Genomic DNA, 18,705 nt, shown 5'->3' with positions numbered 1-18,705 from the left:
TTAATATATGAATATGCAGTATTTAAAAAGCCAATGATTTTCTATGCATTTGATTTAGAAGATTACATTACAACGCGTGATTTCTATGAACCTTATGAATCATTTGTTCCAGGAAAAATTGTACAATCATTTGATGCCTTGATGGATGCCCTGGATAATGAAGATTATGAAGGAGAAAAAGTTATTCCGTTCTTAGATAAACATTTTAAATATCAAGATGGCCGATCAAGTGAACGTTTAGTTAGAAATTTATTTGGTAGCTAAGTTTATATATTGGTCACAGTGGGAGAGGTATAATGGTAAAATTTTCAGTAATAGTTCCGACATACAATTCAGAAAAATATATAACAGAATTGCTTAATAGCCTTGCGAAACAAGATTTTCCGAAAACTGATTTTGAAGTGATTGTTGTTGATGACTGTTCAACAGATCAAACGTTACAAATAGTTGAAAAGTATCGTAATAAACTGAACATGAAAGTAAGTCAACTCGAGACAAATTCAGGAGGTCCAGGTAAACCGAGAAATGTGGCGTTAAGACAAGCAGAAGGTGAATTTGTATTATTTGTGGATTCTGATGATTACATTAACAAAGAGACATTGAAGGATGCAGCAGCATTTATTGATGAACATAACTCTGATGTATTATTGATTAAAATGAAAGGTGTCAATGGTCGTGGTGTACCACAATCAATGTTTAAAGAAACAGCACCGGAAGTCACTTTGTTAAATTCAAGAATTATCTATACTTTAAGCCCAACCAAAATCTATAGAACAGCTTTACTAAAAGATAATGACATTTATTTTCCAGAAGAATTAAAGAGTGCAGAAGATCAACTTTTTACTATGAAAGCATATTTAAATGCGAATCGAATTAGTGTGTTAAGTGATAAAGCATATTACTATGCTACTAAACGTGAAGGAGAACATATGAGTAGTGCATATGTTTCGCCAGAAGACTTTTATGAAGTAATGCGATTGATTACATTAGAAATTCTAAACGCTGATTTAGAAGAATCACATAAAGATCAAATCTTAGCAGAATTTTTAAATCGTCATTTTAGTTTTTCACGTACGAATGGTTTTTCACTTAAAGTTAAGTTGGAAGACCAACCACAATGGATTAATGCGTTAGGTGATTTTATACAAGCAGTGCCTGAACGCGTAGATGCATTAGTGTTAAGCAAATTACGCCCATTATTACACTATGCGAGAGCCAAAGATATCGATAATTATAGAACGGTAGAAGAAAGTTATCGTCAAGGGCAGTATTATCATTTTGATATAGTAGATGGCAAATTAAATATTCAATTCAATGAAGGTGAACCATTCTTTGAAGGTATTGATATTGCTAAACCGAAAGTTAAAATGACAGCCTTTAAATTTGATAACCATAAAATCGTTACAGAACTAACTTTAAATGAATTTATGATAGGCGAAGGACATTATGATGTCAGACTTAAGTTACATTCACGAAACAAGAAACATACAATGTATGTGCCTTTAAGTGTTAATGCGAATAAACAATATCGTTTTAACATCATGTTAGAAGACATTAAAGCCTATTTACCTAAAGAAAAAATATGGGATGTTTTTTTAGAAGTCCAAATAGGTACAGAAGTATTCGAGGTTCGTGTAGGTAACCAACGTAATAAATATGCTTATCCTGCTGAAACAAGTGCATTGATTCATTTAAATAATGATTTTTATAGATTAACACCGTATTTCACAAAAGACTTTAATAACATTTCATTATACTTTACTGCTATTACATTAGCGGATTCAATATCAATGAAGTTAAAAGGTAAAAATAAAATTATCTTAACCGGTATTGATAGAGGTTATGTATTTGAAGAAGGTATAGCAAGTGTCGTACTAAAAGATGACATGATTATGGGAATGTTAAGTCAAACGTCAGACAATGAAGTGGAAATATTGCTTAGCAAAGACATTAAGAAGCGAGACTTCAAAAATATTGTTAAGATAAACACTGCACACGTAACTTATTCACTAAATAAATAATAAAATCCCTCAAATCTTTGTAAACTAACAGGATTTGAGGGTTTTGTTTTGCTGTTTATGACATGATTATGACATTTCCCCACTTTTCATTTTCATATACATTTAATTGTATACACTAGAAATGAGGAGGTTATATATCAATGATAAATAAAAATGACATAGTTGCAGATGTAGTAACTGATTATCCGAAAGCAGCTGATATTTTCAGAAGTGTGGGAATAGATTTTTGTTGTGGTGGGCAAGTAAGTATAGAAACAGCATCCTTAGAAAAGAAAAACGTGAATTTGGACGTGTTATTACAGCGTCTCAATGAAGTTGAACAAACGAATACACCAGGTTCGTTAAATCCTAAATTTTTAAATGTTTCGTCACTTATCCAATATATTCAATCAGCGTACCATGAACCTCTTAGAGAAGAATTTAAAAACTTAACACCTTACGTGACGAAGTTATCGAAAGTACACGGACCTAATCATCCATATTTAGTCGAGTTAAAAGAAATATATGATACGTTTAAAAATGGCATGTTAGAGCATATGCAAAAAGAAGACGACGTCGATTTTCCAAAATTGATTAAATTTGAGCAAGGTGAAGAAGTAGATGATATTAATGCAGTGATTAATGACTTAGTATCAGACCACATTGTAACGGGGCAATTGTTAGTAAAAATGAGTGAATTAACATCTAGCTATGAACCACCGATTGAGGCATGTGGCACTTGGCGACTTGTTTATCAAAGGTTAAAAGCACTTGAAGTATTAACACATGAGCACGTGCATTTAGAGAATCACGTATTATTTAAAAAAGTATCTTAAGTAAATATAAGTTAAATACGATTTAAAACTGTTGGCAAAATAAGGTCAGCAGTTTTCTTTATAATGAAAATAATGTAATGGCAGTTAAAAAACTTATTAATCAAGAGCAACTGATAGCTTAGAAAAAGAACTGATTTAAAATTTAGATGCTATAGATAATTAGATGTTAGCGTATTTTTTTAATAATTTATTCATGAATTTTACATGTACTATTGTGATAAAATAAACATAATTAAAAATTCACTGAGGTGCTGTCGTGCTATCGCTAACAATGTTATTACTTGAACGTGTAGGTTTAATTATTATTTTAGCCTATGTGTTGATGAATATACCGTATTTTAAAAATTTAATGAATCGTCGACGTACATGGAAAGCACGTTGGCAGTTATGCATCATTTTTAGTCTATTTGCTTTAATGTCTAATTTAACAGGTATTGTCATTGATCATCAGCATAGTTTATCTGGTAGCGTGTATTTTCGCTTAGATGATGATGTATCCTTAGCCAATACACGTGTGTTAACGATTGGTGTCGCAGGTTTAGTAGGTGGTCCCTTTGTAGGTCTATTTGTAGGTATTATTTCAGGGATTTTTAGAGTTTATATGGGTGGCGCTGATGCACAAGTTTATTTAATTTCTTCATTGTTTATCGGTATTATCGCTGGATATTATGGTTTACAAGCACAGAGACGTAAACGTTATCCAAGTATCGCGAAAAGTGCCATGATAGGTATTTTTATGGAAGTAATTCAGATGTTAAGTATCTTAACATTTTCACATGACAAAGCATATGCTATTGAACTTATTTCACTAATCGCTTTACCTATGATTATAGTGAATAGTGTGGGTACAGCTATTTTCATGTCTATTATTATTTCAACATTGAAACAAGAAGAACAAATGAAAGCTGTGCAAACTCATGACGTGTTGCAATTAATGAATCAAACATTACCTTATTTTAAAGAAGGTTTAAATAGAGAATCAGCTCAGCAAATTGCCATGATTATCAAAGATTTAATGAAAGTATCTGCAGTAGCGATTACTAGTAAAAATGAAATCTTATCTCATGTTGGTGCAGGCAGTGATCATCACATTCCAACCAATGAAATATTAACTAGCTTATCTAAAGATGTATTAAAATCGGGGCGTTTAAAAGAAGTGCATACAAGAGAAGAAATTGGCTGTAGCCATCCTAATTGCCCGCTTAGAGCAGCTATTGTGATACCACTTGAGATGCATGGTTCAATTGTGGGTACTTTGAAAATGTATTTTACTAATCCTAATGATTTAACATTTGTTGAGCGTCAACTAGCTGAAGGTTTAGCTAATATTTTTAGTAGTCAAATTGAGCTAGGCGAGGCAGAAACACAAAGTAAATTATTGAAAGATGCAGAAATTAAATCATTGCAAGCACAAGTTAGCCCACACTTTTTCTTTAATTCAATTAATACAATTTCTGCATTAGTTAGAATTAATAGTGAAAAGGCACGTGAATTATTATTAGAACTGAGTTACTTTTTCCGAGCAAACTTACAGGGATCAAAGCAACATACAATTACTTTGGACAAAGAGTTAAGTCAAGTTCGCTCATACTTATCATTGGAACAAGCACGATATCCAGGAAGGTTCAACATTAACATTAATGTTGAGGAGCGATATCATCACGTTCTCGTGCCGCCATTTTTAATTCAAATATTAGTTGAAAATGCAATTAAGCATGCGTTTACGAATCGAAAAAAAGGCAACGACATTGATGTGTCAGTTATTAAAGAAGATGCGTCACATGTTTGCATAATAGTACAAGATAATGGCCAAGGTATTTCTAAAGATAAAATGCATTTGTTGGGAGAAACATCTGTAGAATCAGAATCTGGAACTGGTAGTGCTTTAGAAAACTTAAACTTACGCCTAAAAGGATTATTTGGAAAGTCCGCAGCATTACAATTTGAATCGACATCAAGCGGTACCACTTTTTGGTGTGTACTTCCTTATGAAAGGCAAGAGGAGGAATAAATATGAAAGCGTTAATCATAGATGATGAGCCATTAGCGCGTAATGAATTGACCTATTTACTTAATGAAATTGGTGGATTTGAAGAAATCAATGAGGCGGAAAATGTGAAAGAAACATTGGAAGCATTACTTATCAATCAATATGACATTATATTTTTAGACGTGAATTTAATGGACGAAAATGGTATAGAATTAGGTGCTAAAATTCAAAAGATGAAAGAGCCACCTGCGATTATTTTTGCAACTGCACATGATCAATACGCAGTACAAGCATTTGAATTAAATGCCACAGACTATATTTTAAAACCATTTGGTCAAAAGCGCATTGAACAAGCAGTCAATAAAGTACGTGCGACCAAGTCGAAAGGTGACAATACCACGAGTGCAATTATTAATGATATGTCTGCGAATTTTGATCAAAGTTTACCAGTTGAAATTGATGATAAAATTCATATGCTCAAGCAACAAAATATTATCGGTATTGGTACGCATAATGGCATTACAACCATACATACTACGAATAATAAGTATGAAACAACAGAACCATTGAATCGTTATGAAAAAAGATTGAATTCATCATATTTCTTGCGCATCCATCGATCATATATTATTAATACAAAGCACATTAAAGAAGTGCAGCAATGGTTTAACTACACATATATGGTAATACTGACAAATGGTGTCAAAATGCAAGTTGGGCGTTCGTTTATGAAAGAATTTAAAGCGTCGATAGGGTTACTTTAACAGTAATCCTTTTTTTTATGCATTTTACCTATGATATTTTGTATTTCAGACTAAAATTCACGCAAATTCATGTAAGCCATCTATACTTTAGTTAAATCAAACGTAGGAGGCAATGGTCGTGAAACAACAAAAAGACGCATCAAAACCAGCTCACTTTTTTCACCAAGTCATTGTAATAGCATTAGTACTCTTTGTATCGAAAATAATTGAATCATTTATGCCAATTCCTATGCCTGCATCAGTTATCGGTCTAGTATTATTATTTGTTTTGTTATGTACTGGTGCTGTTAAATTAGGCGAAGTTGAAAAAGTAGGAACGACACTAACAAATAACATTGGCTTACTCTTCGTACCAGCCGGTATTTCAGTTGTTAACTCTTTAGGTGTTATTAGTCAAGCACCATTTTTAATCATCGGGTTAATTATCATCTCAACAATACTATTACTTATTTGTACTGGCTATGTCACACAAATTATTATGAAACTTACTTCGAGATCTAAAGGTGACAAAGTCACAAAAAAGCTCAAAATAGAGGAGGCACAAGCTCATGACTAACCATTTAGCATTGAACACACCCTATTTCGGAATTTTGTTATCCGTTATACCATTTTTCTTAGCGACGATATTATTTGAAAAAACAAATCGTTTCTTCTTATTTGCACCGCTATTTGTCAGTATGGTATTTGGTGTGGCATTCCTCTATTTAACAGGTATTCCATATAAAACATACAAAATAGGTGGAGACATTATTTTCTTCTTCCTAGAACCAGCGACAATTTGTTTTGCGATTCCTTTATATAAAAAGCGTGATGTACTAGTTAAGCATTGGCATCGTATCATCGGAGGTATTGGTATTGGTACAGTTGTAGCGTTATTAATTATTTTAACTTTTGCGAAATTAATACAATTTGCGAATGATGTTATTTTATCAATGTTACCACAAGCAGCAACAACAGCGATTGCGTTACCAGTATCAGCTGGTATCGGTGGTATAAAAGAATTAACATCATTAGCAGTTATTTTAAATGGTGTCATTATTTATGCCCTAGGTAATAAATTCTTGAAGCTTTTCCGAATTACTAACCCTATTGCCCGAGGATTAGCACTTGGAACAAGTGGTCACACATTAGGTGTAGCACCAGCAAAAGAATTAGGACCTGTAGAGGAATCAATGGCAAGTATTGCTTTAGTACTTGTTGGTGTGGTTGTTGTAGCAGTTGTGCCTGTCTTTGTAGCAATATTCTTCTAATAATTAAAACCTAAGCAAGATAATAGCAATTTGAGCCATTGTTATTATCGTAAAAAAGCGTCTATGCTCCGGTTTATAACTGGAATATAGACGTTTTTATGTATGTATTATTTTTTACTAGGAATATAAAAATGTGCGTTGCGATAATGGAATACAATGTCGGAGGAGTCGAAAGGTGTACCAGTCATTGTATAAAATGTTTGATGATAACGTAAACAAGGTTCGCCCTTCGATAATTGTAGTAAATTAGCTTCTTCTACATCGAGTTTATCAACGTTAAAGAAAATGTCTGAAAAGCCGATACGTAGCTTCATTTGTGATTCTAAATAGTCAAATATAGAACCTTTAGCAATATCAGCAGTTAAATATTTAATAATAGCTTTATGATAATAAGAATACTCAATACATAAAATGTCATTATCTACATAACGTAATCGCTTTAAATAGTAAACAGTCTCGCCCTCATTTAACTGTAATTCCTCTTTTACAGATTGAGGCGGCGTATGTATTTCCTCGAAAGCTAGTATCTTACTTGTCATACGGTCTTCACCTAAACTTTTAGAAAACCCATTCGTTTTAAAAACATTAATACGATTTGCATCCTTAGTATTTCTAACATAAATGCCACTACCTTGTGCTTGATATATCATTCCATCTTGTTCTAATAATTCTAATGCTTTGATGATTGTACTTTTACTAACTTGATAACGTTCTTTTAACTGAGTTACACTTGGTAATTTATCGCCAGGTTTGAAATTAGATTGATGTATAAATACATTAAGTTGTTTAGCAATATGTTCATACTTTAGCAATATTTTATCCTCATTTCATTTTCAATTGTGATTATTATAGCATGAAATATTATAAATGTATCGGTATTTACAAATTGAACCGGTACAATTATACTTAAATTAAGTAAACGATTTCACGTTTTCATAAGGGGGATAATAATCATGAGTAATGCACATATCGAGCAAGCACAAGATATTCTTACAGCTGTTGGTGGCGTTGAAAATGTGATTAATGTTTCGCGAGATACAAAACGTATAATGATTCAAATGAATCATGCTATTCCTTCTACTGCAAATGAAGTAAAGCAGATAGCTGGTGTGAAAGCTATTGAGGAAAATGATGAGCAGTTTATCATCATGTTTAAAGAAAATGTTGAAGATATTTATAAACAGCTACAGCTATTAATTGAGAAAGACAAATCTCAATCAGATTCAGAAAATAATAACGCGAAAACTCAAGAGACCAAGCAAACAGCAACTATAAAAGTGACAACACCTATATTAGTAAAAGCCCCAATTGCAGGACGTCGTATTTTGCTAAAAGAAGTTAGAGATTCAATTTTCAGAGAAAAAATGGTAGGCGAAGGGTTAGCGATTAAGGCGCATGATATGTCTAAAATCATATCTCCGTTTACTGGTACAGTTTCAATGACAGTACCAACCAAGCATGCCATTGGAATTCATTCAGAAGAAGGTGTTGACTTAGTCATTCATATTGGAGTCAATACAGTTAAACTAAACGGTGAAGGGTTCGAATGTCTTGTGAATCAAGATGACTATGTTAATAAAGGTCAAATACTTTTAAAATTTAATCAAAATTATATTGAACAACAAGGTTATAATTCAGACGTTATTGTTGTGATTAGTAATTCTTCAGACTTTGGCAAAGTTGAACTAACAATGAATGAAATTATAACGACTGAAGATGTTATTTTTAAAATATTTAAAAATTAGGAGTGTATTGTAATGAAAATGAAATTACCTAAAAACTTTATGTGGGGTGGTGCACTAGCTGCGAATCAATTCGAAGGTGGATATGATAAAGGTGATAAGGGGCTAAGTGTCATTGATGTTATGACTAGTGGTGCACATGGCAAACCTCGTCAAATTACTGATTTCATTGATCCGAATCAGTATTATCCCAATCATGAAGGTATTGATTTTTATCACCGATATAAAGAAGATATTGCTTTATTTAAAGAAATGGGATTGAAATGTTTACGTACGTCTATTGCATGGACACGTATTTTTCCAGATGGTGACGAAGAAACACCTAATGAAGAAGGCCTTGCGTTTTATGACAATTTCTTTGACGAACTGATTGCGCAAGGAATAGAACCTGTTGTGACGTTATCACATTTTGAAATGCCACTTCATTTAGCGAAAAATTATGGTGGTTTTAGAAATAGACAAGTGGTGGATTACTTTGTACGATTTGCGCGAGTAGTATTTGAAAGATATAAAGATAAAGTGACATATTGGATGACATTTAATGAGATTAATAACCAAATGGATACGTCAAATCCTATCTTTTTATGGACGAATTCGGGTGTGACTTTATCTGTGGAAGATAATGCAGAAGAAGTGTTGTATCAGGTGGCACATCATGAATTGTTAGCAAGTGCTTTAGCTGTCAAAATTGGTAAAGAAATAAATCCTAAATTTAAAATTGGCACAATGATTTCACATGTACCGATTTATCCATATTCGTGTCATCCAAAAGATATGATGGAAGCACAAAGTGCAAATCGCTTAAGATTCTTTTTCCCAGATGTTCAGGTGAGAGGGTATTATCCTGGATATGCTAAAAAAATGTTTTCACGAAAAGGGTATGACATTGGATGGCAAGAAGGGGACGACAAAATTTTACGAGATGGTACAGTAGATTACATCGGTTTCAGTTATTATATGTCTACAGTTGTTAAACATGATGCTGATGCTACAGTTGTAAATAACATCGTCAATGGCGGTCTAAACAACTCCGTTGAAAATCCACATATTGCGACAAGTGATTGGGGATGGGCTATTGATCCAGACGGGTTAAGATATACACTTAATGTATTGTATGAACGTTATCAATTACCACTTTTTATTGTTGAAAATGGATTTGGAGCTGTCGACGAAGTAATAGATGGGCGCATTCACGATGATTATCGTATTGAATATTTAAAAGCACACATTGCAGCAGCAATCAAAGCAGTAGACCAAGATGGTGTAGATTTAATAGGTTATACACCGTGGGGAATTATAGATATTGTCTCATTTACAACTGGTGAAATGAAGAAACGTTATGGTTTGATTTATGTGGATCGAGATAATGAAGGGCATGGCACAATGGAAAGATTGAAAAAAGATTCTTTTTATTGGTATCAACAAGTAATAGCAACGAATGGAGAGAAACTATAAATTTATGATATATGCATAGCTATTGGTACAATGACGTGACTTTATGAAAAAAATACCACTAACTATGCAAGAATATTGGGTTCGTTATCTTTTATGAGCTTGGGACATAAATCAATGAAATGCTCCCTTCAAAGTAGACATTTAAAAAATGAAAACTTTGAAGGGAGCATTTCACAATGTCTCAGGAGCTACAATGTTATATTAGCAGTATTCGACTGAATAAACATGCGCTTGTAACAAGCTTTTATAATACTAGTCAACATTGCCGAGGGTGGACCCTAAACATAGAGAATTTCTTTTCGAAATTCTACAGACAATGTAAGTTGGCTGGCCCCAACACAAAAGCTGTGGGTAAATGCGTAAGAACCATTACATAATAAATCATTAGTTGTTCTTTACAATTTCTGTCTCTTACTGCTTTTTTAATACATAAAAAACGCAATTGTCTCGATAATTTGTAGAGATTAACCCAGAAAAAATACCTTGTTAATCGGTGGTAACAATAGGAATAAGTGGATAATTAGTACCGGAAAATGCTTAAAGTCAAACATAGATACAACCGTGTAGTTAGGGCGTAATATTTAATGTTGTTTTTTAGCGACAAAAGTAATGTAATTCAAATCTTTACGCAATTTAGTCATAGCTTTAAACATTTGACCAAACATCGAACGATTTTCTTTGTTTAAAGCATTTTTAATGATTTTTAAGGTTCCAAAAATACCTTCGTCATAAATCAATCCTTTTGGTGTCATTAAACTCATCGGACCATTATGATAGTATACATCGTTAAAACCAGCTTGGTAATATAAATCCAACCATCCAAGTTTCGTTTGTGGTGATACATTGACATTAATTGCGGCAGACAATGATTTAACCACATGTGTGGCATGTATTTCATTGATGATGGCGATATCATGTGTTAGTAAGATACCACCAGGCTTTAAGACTCTGTAATATTCACGTAAAGCTTTTTCCTTTGCAGTAATTGGTAACATCGTTAACATTGCTTCATTTAGAACAATATCGAATTGATTGTCATCAAAGGGCAATTTAATAGCATTCGCTTGTTGTACTTGAATATATGATTCAAGACCCGCTGCGGAAATCTTTTTCTTTGCTAGTTCTAATGCTTTCTTGTTTATATCCACACCTTGAATGTGACAGCCGAATGTTTGAGCTAGATAAATGGATGTTGTGCACATATTACATGCTACTTCTAACACTTGTGTGTCTTCTGAAAATTCCCCTTGCTGTATTAACCAATCTGTTGCTGCTTTACCACCAGGGCGTAGTCGTGTTTTTCCTAATTTAGCTAAAAATGTATGACCAGCTTCTTTGGACATAAAATAACCTCCTTTTTAATTGATAATAATTATCATTAATATAGCATATTTATAGATGATAAATTGGAAGATAGAAAGATGACAAAAAATTGTCATTATATTTATAACAACATGAGTTGTTAGGCTTAGATGTTGTATAGAATTTTTTTGTTATATAGGATTAAAAAAGCATAGTTGTGATATAAGAATGTATCATGCTACAGGCTGAGCATTTATATCACAACTATGCTTAATAAATTTATACTTTATTTTTAACTTCTTCTAAAAGAGGAATTGACGCTTGAGAACCATGTCTTTGAACAGTAAACGAACTGGCTTTGTTACCGAAGTCTATAGCTTCTTCTAAATTATCTTGAGACTTATTTAAACGACTAATGAAAGCACCGATAAATGTATCACCAGCAGCAGTAGTATCGATAGCTTTAACTTTATAAGCCTGAATTTGTTGGCTATGGTCTTGTGTAGCAAAATATGTACCTTGTTTACCTAATGTAATTAAAACAGTTTTGATACCTAGAGATAAAAAGTAATCTGCATTGGCTTGCATGGATGCTTCATCTGTTACTTTGATACCAGATAATAATTCAGCTTCTGTTTCATTCGGAACGATGATATCAATTAAAGATAACAGTTTTTCAGGCAATGGTTTTGCTGGTGCGGGATTTAACACCGTTGTTACACCATGTGCCTTTGCAATTTCAAATGCAGAAGTAATTGCAGGTATCGGCACTTCTAATTGTGCAACGATAAAGTCCGCTTTAACAATTGCATCCTTTGCTGTTTTGACATCTTCGGGTGTTATTGTCATATTTGCGCCACCGTAAACATAGATAGTATTTTGACCTTCAGCATTAACAGTAATGAATGCTTGACCGGTTTTAGCTTCATCAGTTTTGATAATGTATGATGTATCTATATTTGCCTCTTTAAAATCTTCTAAGATGAAATCAGCAACACCATCATTTCCTATTTTAGTAATAAATGTTGTATCTGCTTGCATACGTGCAGTTGCAATCGCTTGGTTAGCGCCTTTACCGCCACCAAATGCTTTTTGAGCTTCTTCAACATGTAAAGTTTCTCCTGGTTGCGCATATCTTTCAACAGTTAAAAATTGATCTACGTTCGTAGAGCCTAAAATAACAACTTTATTGGTCATTGTATGACTCCTTTCAACTTTAAATTTTTAAAATGTAACATTTGATTCTAAGGCGATATTGGAATAAGGTGTTATTTCACCAGTGCGAATATTGCCTTTATTTAATGGATGCGTTAAATTTGCTTTCATGTCTTCGTGAGGAATGAAAACAATATCTATATCAGATGAAAGCAATTGTTTAATTTGTTGCAATTGTTCAGGGTTATGTTCCTTAATTTCTTCAGCTAAGTAAATTTTTTGAATTTCCATTTCTTCCAATACTGTAGCTAATACATCGATAAAGCGTGGTAAATTTTTTGTGACAGCTAAATCAATACGACGATGATCATTTGGAATTGGCATACCAGCATCGTTGATTGTTAATAAGTCAAAATGTCCGATTGTCGCAATTGATTTCGATATATGTTCATTTAAAACGCTCGATTTTTTCATGAAATTAACACTCCTTATTTTATAAATACTGTGACAGAAGCGGCTACTAAAATGAGTACTAAGCCAATAATTGTAATGACCATTTCTTTTGATGTTTTATGTTGTTTTAAGAAATATATACCAGTTAATGTTGCGAGTACAACAGATGTTTGAGAAAGAATAAAGCCAGTCGCTAAACCGTTCATATCAGGTTGAGCAGAAATTAAATATGTTAAGGCACCAAATGCAAAGAAAAATCCTGAAATAATTTGTAACCATGTGATTTTGTTACGGAAAGGATTTTCTTCCTTCATATTCATTAGTCCATAAATAACTGCAACTAAGACCATACCCATAGCTTGAGGTAAAAAGGCGGTTAATCCATTAATTGATGTTGCTTGTGGTGCTGCAGAATATAACCAGTATCCAAATTCACCAATTAACAAAAGTATAACTGCACGACGTAAATTTTTAGCATTACCAGCTTCTTTACGTTCGCTCCAAACTGTCATACGCGCACCAATTAAGATAACGATTAAAGCAGTGAATCCAATGATTTTATGACCAATGCCTGGCCAATTTCCTAATGCAAAAACACCCCATAAAGATGCACCTAATAATTGAAATGCTGTTGTAACAGGCATAGCACGAGAGGAACCAACAAGTTCAAATGCCTTAAATGTAATAATTTGTCCAAAGCCCCAACCAGCACCGGATAAAATGGCAAACAGTAAATTTGCTCCAGTAGGAAAGCCACTCGAAGTAACCATGGCTAAAATAATAGCGAATATTAATGTACCTACAGTGGCACCGATAATTTGATTTACAGGTTTACCTCCGAATTTAGATGCAACTGTCGGGAAGAAACCCCAACCGATTAAAGGTCCCAATCCAATAAGTAAAGCAACAATGCTCATGTTATACACCTCACGATTTAATTTTAGTAAAACGTTTTACCAGTGCCATCGTAACACTTTTAATTGCAAAATGCATGCGTTTTCATAAAATGTTAATAACGTTTAATTCATATTTCGAATTTTAATGAATATCGTTTAAATTTTAGAATGACTTTATAGAAAGTAAAATCCCTCAACGTTAAATCAACGGTAAGGGAAAAGGATTCAAAAATATATCGCATGTACACTATGAATGTGCATTTAGTGCTAAATAGTTGAAGAGGTCGTGGATCTAATTTTTAATGTCGTCGGAAGTTCAATCATTTCAATTGTCTTATCTAACTGTTGTAAACGTTGAAGTAATAAATTTAAAGACGTTTTACCAATTTCAGTAATTGGTTGAGCTATTGTAGTCAATGGTGGTGTGACATAAGCAGCATAGTCGATGTCATCATAACCTATCAATGAGATATCTTTCGGAATATTAATTCCATGTTCGATTAAACCACGCAAAATACCAATGGCGAGTTCATCGTTAATAGCAAATATCGCAGTAGCAGGATTAATCATAATGTCATCAACGATAGTTAGACCACCATGCTTAGATAGCTCTGTATGAATGATTTTGGGTTCGGATAATTGATGCGCGTGTAAAGTATCAATAAATCCGTTAACACGTGCAGACATATTTGCCATCATGTTATATGGTGCAACAATTGTCATATTTTTGTGGCCTAATCTTATTAAATGTTGTGCTGCAAGTTGTCCGCCTTGATATTCATTTGTGCGTACAAAATCAGTATAACCTTGATGGTCATTTTGATCGAGAACAACATATGGAACATGGTGCTTTTTTAAATAATTATCAAGTGTATCAGGAGAAGCAATATATTGCGCAATGATCAAGCCGTCTATACCGCGTTCAATTAAATGTTTAACATTATTATATAATTCGTGCGCTGTAGACGTTAAAAAACATAAATCAACATCTGATGGTTTATAATCATGGATACTTTGCATGAGTGATGAGAAAAATGGATTTGTTAAGCTCGGGAGAATGACACCAATAGTTCGAATCTTACTACCACGTAATTGTTTGGCATGTTTATTAGGAGCATAGCCTAAACGTTCTGAAACAGCATGTACGTTTTTTATCGTTGTTGCTGAAAACCTACTATCATTATGATTTAAAATATGTGACACAGTAGTAACAGATACACCAGCTTCTTTGGCAACATCTTTAATTGATATTTTTTTCATCATCGATTCCTTCTCTTTGTTTTGTAATTAATCTTTTAAATATATACCCAATTATTATATTTATCATATCATGAGAAAACATTCGATAACATACGTAAGCATACATCGCTTATTTTCAATTAATGAGGTTGAATATAGTATTGGAAAAATGATTAAAAAGTTTAGAAATATGAAAAAGCGGCATACTAGAAATGCATATAAATGATCAAGCTATTATTTGTATATACTAACTTTTGGATTTTGAAAAAAGTGTTAAAATATATAATAAAATAATGTATATTTAACTATGTAAGATGAGTGTTTAGTTATTGAAAAAGAGTAGTCACAATCGAAGAGAGGATGTTTTTAAATGCAATTCAAATTAAAAGAAGAAGAGATTATTAGTTTTTTAGAATTGAAATATCCAGAAAAAGAGTTCGAATATGGTCGTTTGCTAGTTGGACAACATAAACGTGAGGATTTATGTGTTTATTATTTTGGGGATACATTTTTAATGTGCACGATTATTTCATTCAAGACATTTGAAATTAAAGAAACAGTAGAATTATCATATGAACCTGTAAGTCGAATTGTGTTGAAAGACGGATGGTTGTTCAGAAAAATGAGAATTGAAACGCCTGACAAAGTATTAAAGTATGGCACATCACGATTAATGTTAACTGATTTTCAAAAAGAGAATTATGATAAATATATTCAAGGTCAGAAACAACGCATTATATTTGAAAATGGCCATTTTGTATAAATTGATAGTGAATATAATTAGTGTAAGCGAAGAACAGAGAAAAATGTTCTTCGCTTATTTTTATGGAATTTGATGAGTATCATTTTAAAGTGATACAGATATTTCGAAACATGAATCTTCTATTATATTTATGATTTAACTGTTTTTGGAATGATCATGTATGCAGATAAAGAGCCAAGGATCATCAATATAATGCTGACTAAAAATGTTACAGTTGCAGCTACACTAGGTGTATAGTTTAGTTGTAACATACTGAATACTGTTGTACTTAACGCTATACCAAAAGCACCACCTAATGTACCACTCATTTTATATAATCCTGTAGCTAAGCCAACTTTTTCATTTGGCATACTAAAAATTGCAATCGTAAGTCCAGGTGTTGCTACTAAACCATTACCTATAGCACATATGACGAAACCAATTACAACTGAAATGACATATTGTGATGCCGATAATTGAGTCATGCTAATAATAGTGATGCCGATGACAGGGAACATTGGACCAATGATGAGCATCAACTTGCCACCGAAACGTAATGTTGCTTTTTCGCCTAACCGAATCATCGCAACGGCTACAATGGCATAAGGTAAAGTAACTAAACCAGATTGAGCAGCAGATAATCCAAGATGGGTTTGTGCATATATAAAGAAGACAACCGTTACACCCAGACCACTGTTTAAAACAAAATTATTTAAAAATGCACCAATAAACGGACGGTTGTGAAATACTGCAAAATCAATAAATGGTGTTGTATAACGGCGTTCAATGATAATAAATATAATTGTAGAGATAACAAATATACCAAGACAAATATATGAAAATGTACTAAACCAACCTTGTTCAAAACCTTGGGTTAATAGCAATGTGAAGCTTCCAATCATTACAGCAAAAACGGTCATCCCCTTATAATCAAAAGGATGATGGGTACGATGTTGTCTTACTTTTTCAGATGTTCCTTTAAGAAGCAGTATGGCGATTAAAGCTATTACGATACTTATAATGAAATTAGTTTGCCAACCGAAATTTGTGGCAATAAAACCGCCAATGACACCTGCTAGACCGATACCGCCCACTGTACTAATCATTAAGTAACTAATGGCACGTCTTAAATGATCGCCTTTAAATTGATTATTTAAAACACCTACTGTTGAAGGTAATAAGATAGCTGCTGATAGACCTTGTAAAATTCTACCCAAAATTAAAAGGGCGGTTATGTCCGAAATTATTAACAGAATAGAACCAATAATGCTGACTATGAGTCCAATGTATGTCATTTTTAATTGTCCAATTTTATCAGCTATGTCACCCGCTGCTACCATAAAAATGCCAGTGGCAAAAGAAGTTAAACTAATCGATAAATTTAAAATGGCAGGTGACGTATGATATGTTTGACCAACGAGTGGTCCTATATTAATAAATGATTGTGCAAACAACCAATATGTTAATGCAGATAACATAATCGCAATAATAATATGACTGCGTGTTGAAGATTGTGTGTGATTCACAGATGTCACTCCTTGTAAAAATTAAGTATAGAAAGTCATGCTTCTAAGCTTGGAAATATGAATTTAAATATTCGCTTATAAATTAGTCATGATTTCCTACATATCATACCATAGTTATTGAGAATGAATATCAATTAATTGCTTGCAGGCATAATTTTTTATAGTATGTTTTAGTGAAGTAGCTTTATTTTGAGACATTTTAAATAATTAAAGATAGTAGAGGAGTGAGAACAATGTGCACAGGATTCACAATACAAACCTTAAATAATCAAGTACTTCTTGGACGCACGATGGATTATGATTATCCGTTAGATGGTTCACCAGCAGTGACACCTAGAAATTACCATTGGACATCACGTACAGGAACAACAGGTCAAACTAAATTCGGTTTTATTGGTACTGGGACAAATATGGAAGGTTTTATTTATGGAGATGGTGTTAATGAGCATGGCGTTGCCATTTCAACGCAGTATTTCCGAGGTTATAGTTCATATGCTTCTGCTCATAAAACAGGAGCGATGAATATTACACAAAATGAAATTGTGACATGGATTTTAGGATATACAACGAGTATTGAAGATATTAAACAACAAGCTTCTCAAATTAATGTTGTTGCAGTTTATTTAAATGATATTGGTGAAGTGCCCCCGTTACATTATCATGTTTCTGATAAAACAGGACACTCAGTAGAAGTTTCGTTTGCAAATGGTAAAGTAGTTGTAACAGATAATCCTATTGGTGTATTAACAAATCATCCAGATTTAGCATGGCATTATAACAATTTAAGACAATATATTAATGTTTCTCCTTATCCATCTTCATCAAAATTACTGGAAGATGTAACAGTTGAACCTTTAGGTAATGAATCAGGCACATTTGGATTGCCAGGCGGATTTACTTCTACAGAACGTTTTGTACGTATGGCATTTATGAAATCACATATATCTCAGAATAATGATAAAGAGACGGATTTAATGAATGCATTTTATTTATTAGATGCAGTTAACATTCCTGTAGGTATTGTTCGTCCACATGATGCTGATAGTCATTATACGATGTATCAAACGGTTATAAATTTAACTACAAGGACGTTGTACATTAAATATTATGGAAGTAATGAAATTGTAGAACTTAAACTTACGGATGATTTAATTCGTAAAAAGGACATGACAATTTTTAATCCAGAAACTCATTTAGTTGTAAAAAAGTTGAATGAAGATTATTAAATTAAATATAACAATTTGGTGATTTGCAAATTTGAAGTAAATATTGCTTTATTTATAAGCGTATGATGATACTAAATTCTTACGCTTATTTTTGTGCGATTTAGAAATGGAGATATGTCAATTTATTAT

18 protein-coding genes are annotated in these 18,705 nt (G+C 32.8%); 11 read left to right on the top strand and 7 right to left on the bottom strand.

The window, feature by feature from the left end:
• The 7 genes from CD116_RS06255 to lrgB all read left to right on the top strand — a co-directional run.
• A partial coding sequence (locus CD116_RS06255) for a CDP-glycerol glycerophosphotransferase family protein (RefSeq protein WP_176746601.1) occupies nucleotides 1-264 on the top strand: 264 nt, incomplete at its 5' end.
• Between the two features lie 32 nt (nucleotides 265-296).
• A complete protein-coding gene (gene tarS / locus CD116_RS06250) occupies nucleotides 297-2,021 on the top strand; it encodes a poly(ribitol-phosphate) beta-N-acetylglucosaminyltransferase (protein ID WP_047548794.1) in 1,725 nt (574 codons plus the stop codon).
• A 140-nt stretch (nucleotides 2,022-2,161) separates the two neighbouring features.
• Entirely contained in the window at nucleotides 2,162-2,836 is a 675-nt protein-coding gene (scdA, locus tag CD116_RS06245) for an iron-sulfur cluster repair di-iron protein ScdA (RefSeq protein WP_047548787.1), read from the top strand.
• 256 nt (nucleotides 2,837-3,092) lie between these two features.
• The gene (locus CD116_RS06240) at nucleotides 3,093-4,847 is read left to right on the top strand and encodes a sensor histidine kinase (protein ID WP_047548786.1); all 1,755 of its coding nucleotides are present in this window, start codon (nucleotides 3,093-3,095) and stop codon (nucleotides 4,845-4,847) included.
• Nucleotides 4,848-4,849: 2 nt separating this feature from the next.
• Nucleotides 4,850-5,590: a response regulator transcription factor LytR gene (locus CD116_RS06235; protein ID WP_047548785.1), complete on the top strand. Its 741-nt coding sequence runs from the start codon at nucleotides 4,850-4,852 to the stop codon at nucleotides 5,588-5,590.
• Nucleotides 5,591-5,702: 112 nt separating this feature from the next.
• On the top strand, nucleotides 5,703-6,146 hold the full coding sequence (gene lrgA / locus CD116_RS06230; RefSeq protein WP_051973827.1) for an antiholin-like murein hydrolase modulator LrgA: 444 nt from the start codon (nucleotides 5,703-5,705) through the stop codon (nucleotides 6,144-6,146).
• Complete coding sequence (gene lrgB, locus CD116_RS06225; RefSeq protein WP_047424081.1) at nucleotides 6,139-6,840, top strand: antiholin-like protein LrgB; 702 nt, start codon at nucleotides 6,139-6,141, stop codon at nucleotides 6,838-6,840. Before lrgA ends, lrgB begins: the two co-directional genes overlap by 8 nt.
• A gap of 107 nt (nucleotides 6,841-6,947) precedes the next feature.
• On the opposite strand, the gene CD116_RS06220 is transcribed toward lrgB, so the two are convergent.
• Nucleotides 6,948-7,652 (bottom strand): GntR family transcriptional regulator, encoded by a 705-nt coding sequence (locus CD116_RS06220; RefSeq protein WP_047548780.1) that lies wholly within the window; start codon nucleotides 7,650-7,652, stop codon nucleotides 6,948-6,950.
• A 141-nt stretch (nucleotides 7,653-7,793) separates the two neighbouring features.
• Here CD116_RS06220 and CD116_RS06210 point away from each other — a divergent pair, with 141 nt between their 5' ends.
• Nucleotides 7,794-8,585: a PTS sugar transporter subunit IIAB gene (locus tag CD116_RS06210; protein WP_047548776.1), complete on the top strand. Its 792-nt coding sequence runs from the start codon at nucleotides 7,794-7,796 to the stop codon at nucleotides 8,583-8,585.
• 18 nt (nucleotides 8,586-8,603) lie between these two features.
• The gene (locus tag CD116_RS06205) at nucleotides 8,604-10,037 is read left to right on the top strand and encodes a 6-phospho-beta-glucosidase (RefSeq protein WP_047548968.1); all 1,434 of its coding nucleotides are present in this window, start codon (nucleotides 8,604-8,606) and stop codon (nucleotides 10,035-10,037) included.
• 581 nt (nucleotides 10,038-10,618) lie between these two features.
• On the opposite strand, the gene CD116_RS06200 is transcribed toward CD116_RS06205, so the two are convergent.
• From CD116_RS06200 to rbsR, 5 genes are all read right to left on the bottom strand, one after another.
• Complete coding sequence (locus tag CD116_RS06200) at nucleotides 10,619-11,380, bottom strand: class I SAM-dependent methyltransferase (protein ID WP_047548773.1); 762 nt, start codon at nucleotides 11,378-11,380, stop codon at nucleotides 10,619-10,621.
• A gap of 238 nt (nucleotides 11,381-11,618) precedes the next feature.
• Nucleotides 11,619-12,536, bottom strand: coding sequence for a ribokinase (gene rbsK, locus CD116_RS06195; protein ID WP_047548770.1), 918 nt, complete (start codon nucleotides 12,534-12,536; stop codon nucleotides 11,619-11,621).
• Nucleotides 12,537-12,563: 27 nt separating this feature from the next.
• Entirely contained in the window at nucleotides 12,564-12,968 is a 405-nt protein-coding gene (gene rbsD / locus CD116_RS06190; protein ID WP_047424069.1) for a D-ribose pyranase, read from the bottom strand.
• A 14-nt stretch (nucleotides 12,969-12,982) separates the two neighbouring features.
• Nucleotides 12,983-13,864, bottom strand: coding sequence for a ribose/proton symporter RbsU (gene rbsU / locus CD116_RS06185; RefSeq protein ID WP_047424067.1), 882 nt, complete (start codon nucleotides 13,862-13,864; stop codon nucleotides 12,983-12,985).
• Between the two features lie 246 nt (nucleotides 13,865-14,110).
• Nucleotides 14,111-15,103 (bottom strand): ribose utilization transcriptional repressor RbsR, encoded by a 993-nt coding sequence (rbsR, locus tag CD116_RS06180; RefSeq protein WP_047424514.1) that lies wholly within the window; start codon nucleotides 15,101-15,103, stop codon nucleotides 14,111-14,113.
• 349 nt (nucleotides 15,104-15,452) lie between these two features.
• On the opposite strand from rbsR, the gene CD116_RS06175 reads away from it, so the two are divergent.
• Complete coding sequence (locus tag CD116_RS06175) at nucleotides 15,453-15,845, top strand: hypothetical protein (protein WP_047424065.1); 393 nt, start codon at nucleotides 15,453-15,455, stop codon at nucleotides 15,843-15,845.
• A gap of 128 nt (nucleotides 15,846-15,973) precedes the next feature.
• Here the strand turns inward: CD116_RS06175 and CD116_RS06170 are convergent, their stop codons facing one another.
• The gene (locus tag CD116_RS06170) at nucleotides 15,974-17,350 is read right to left on the bottom strand and encodes an MFS transporter (RefSeq protein WP_047529232.1); all 1,377 of its coding nucleotides are present in this window, start codon (nucleotides 17,348-17,350) and stop codon (nucleotides 15,974-15,976) included.
• Between the two features lie 233 nt (nucleotides 17,351-17,583).
• Here CD116_RS06170 and CD116_RS06165 point away from each other — a divergent pair, with 233 nt between their 5' ends.
• Entirely contained in the window at nucleotides 17,584-18,576 is a 993-nt protein-coding gene (locus CD116_RS06165) for a choloylglycine hydrolase family protein (protein WP_047548767.1), read from the top strand.
• Nucleotides 18,577-18,705: the final 129 nt, after the last annotated feature.

It is taken from the genome of Staphylococcus schweitzeri (assembly GCF_002902405.1).
Taxonomy (GTDB): domain Bacteria; phylum Bacillota; class Bacilli; order Staphylococcales; family Staphylococcaceae; genus Staphylococcus; species Staphylococcus schweitzeri.
The sequence above is the reverse complement of the archived record's forward strand: the minus strand, read 5'-3'. Positions and strand labels throughout refer to the sequence as shown.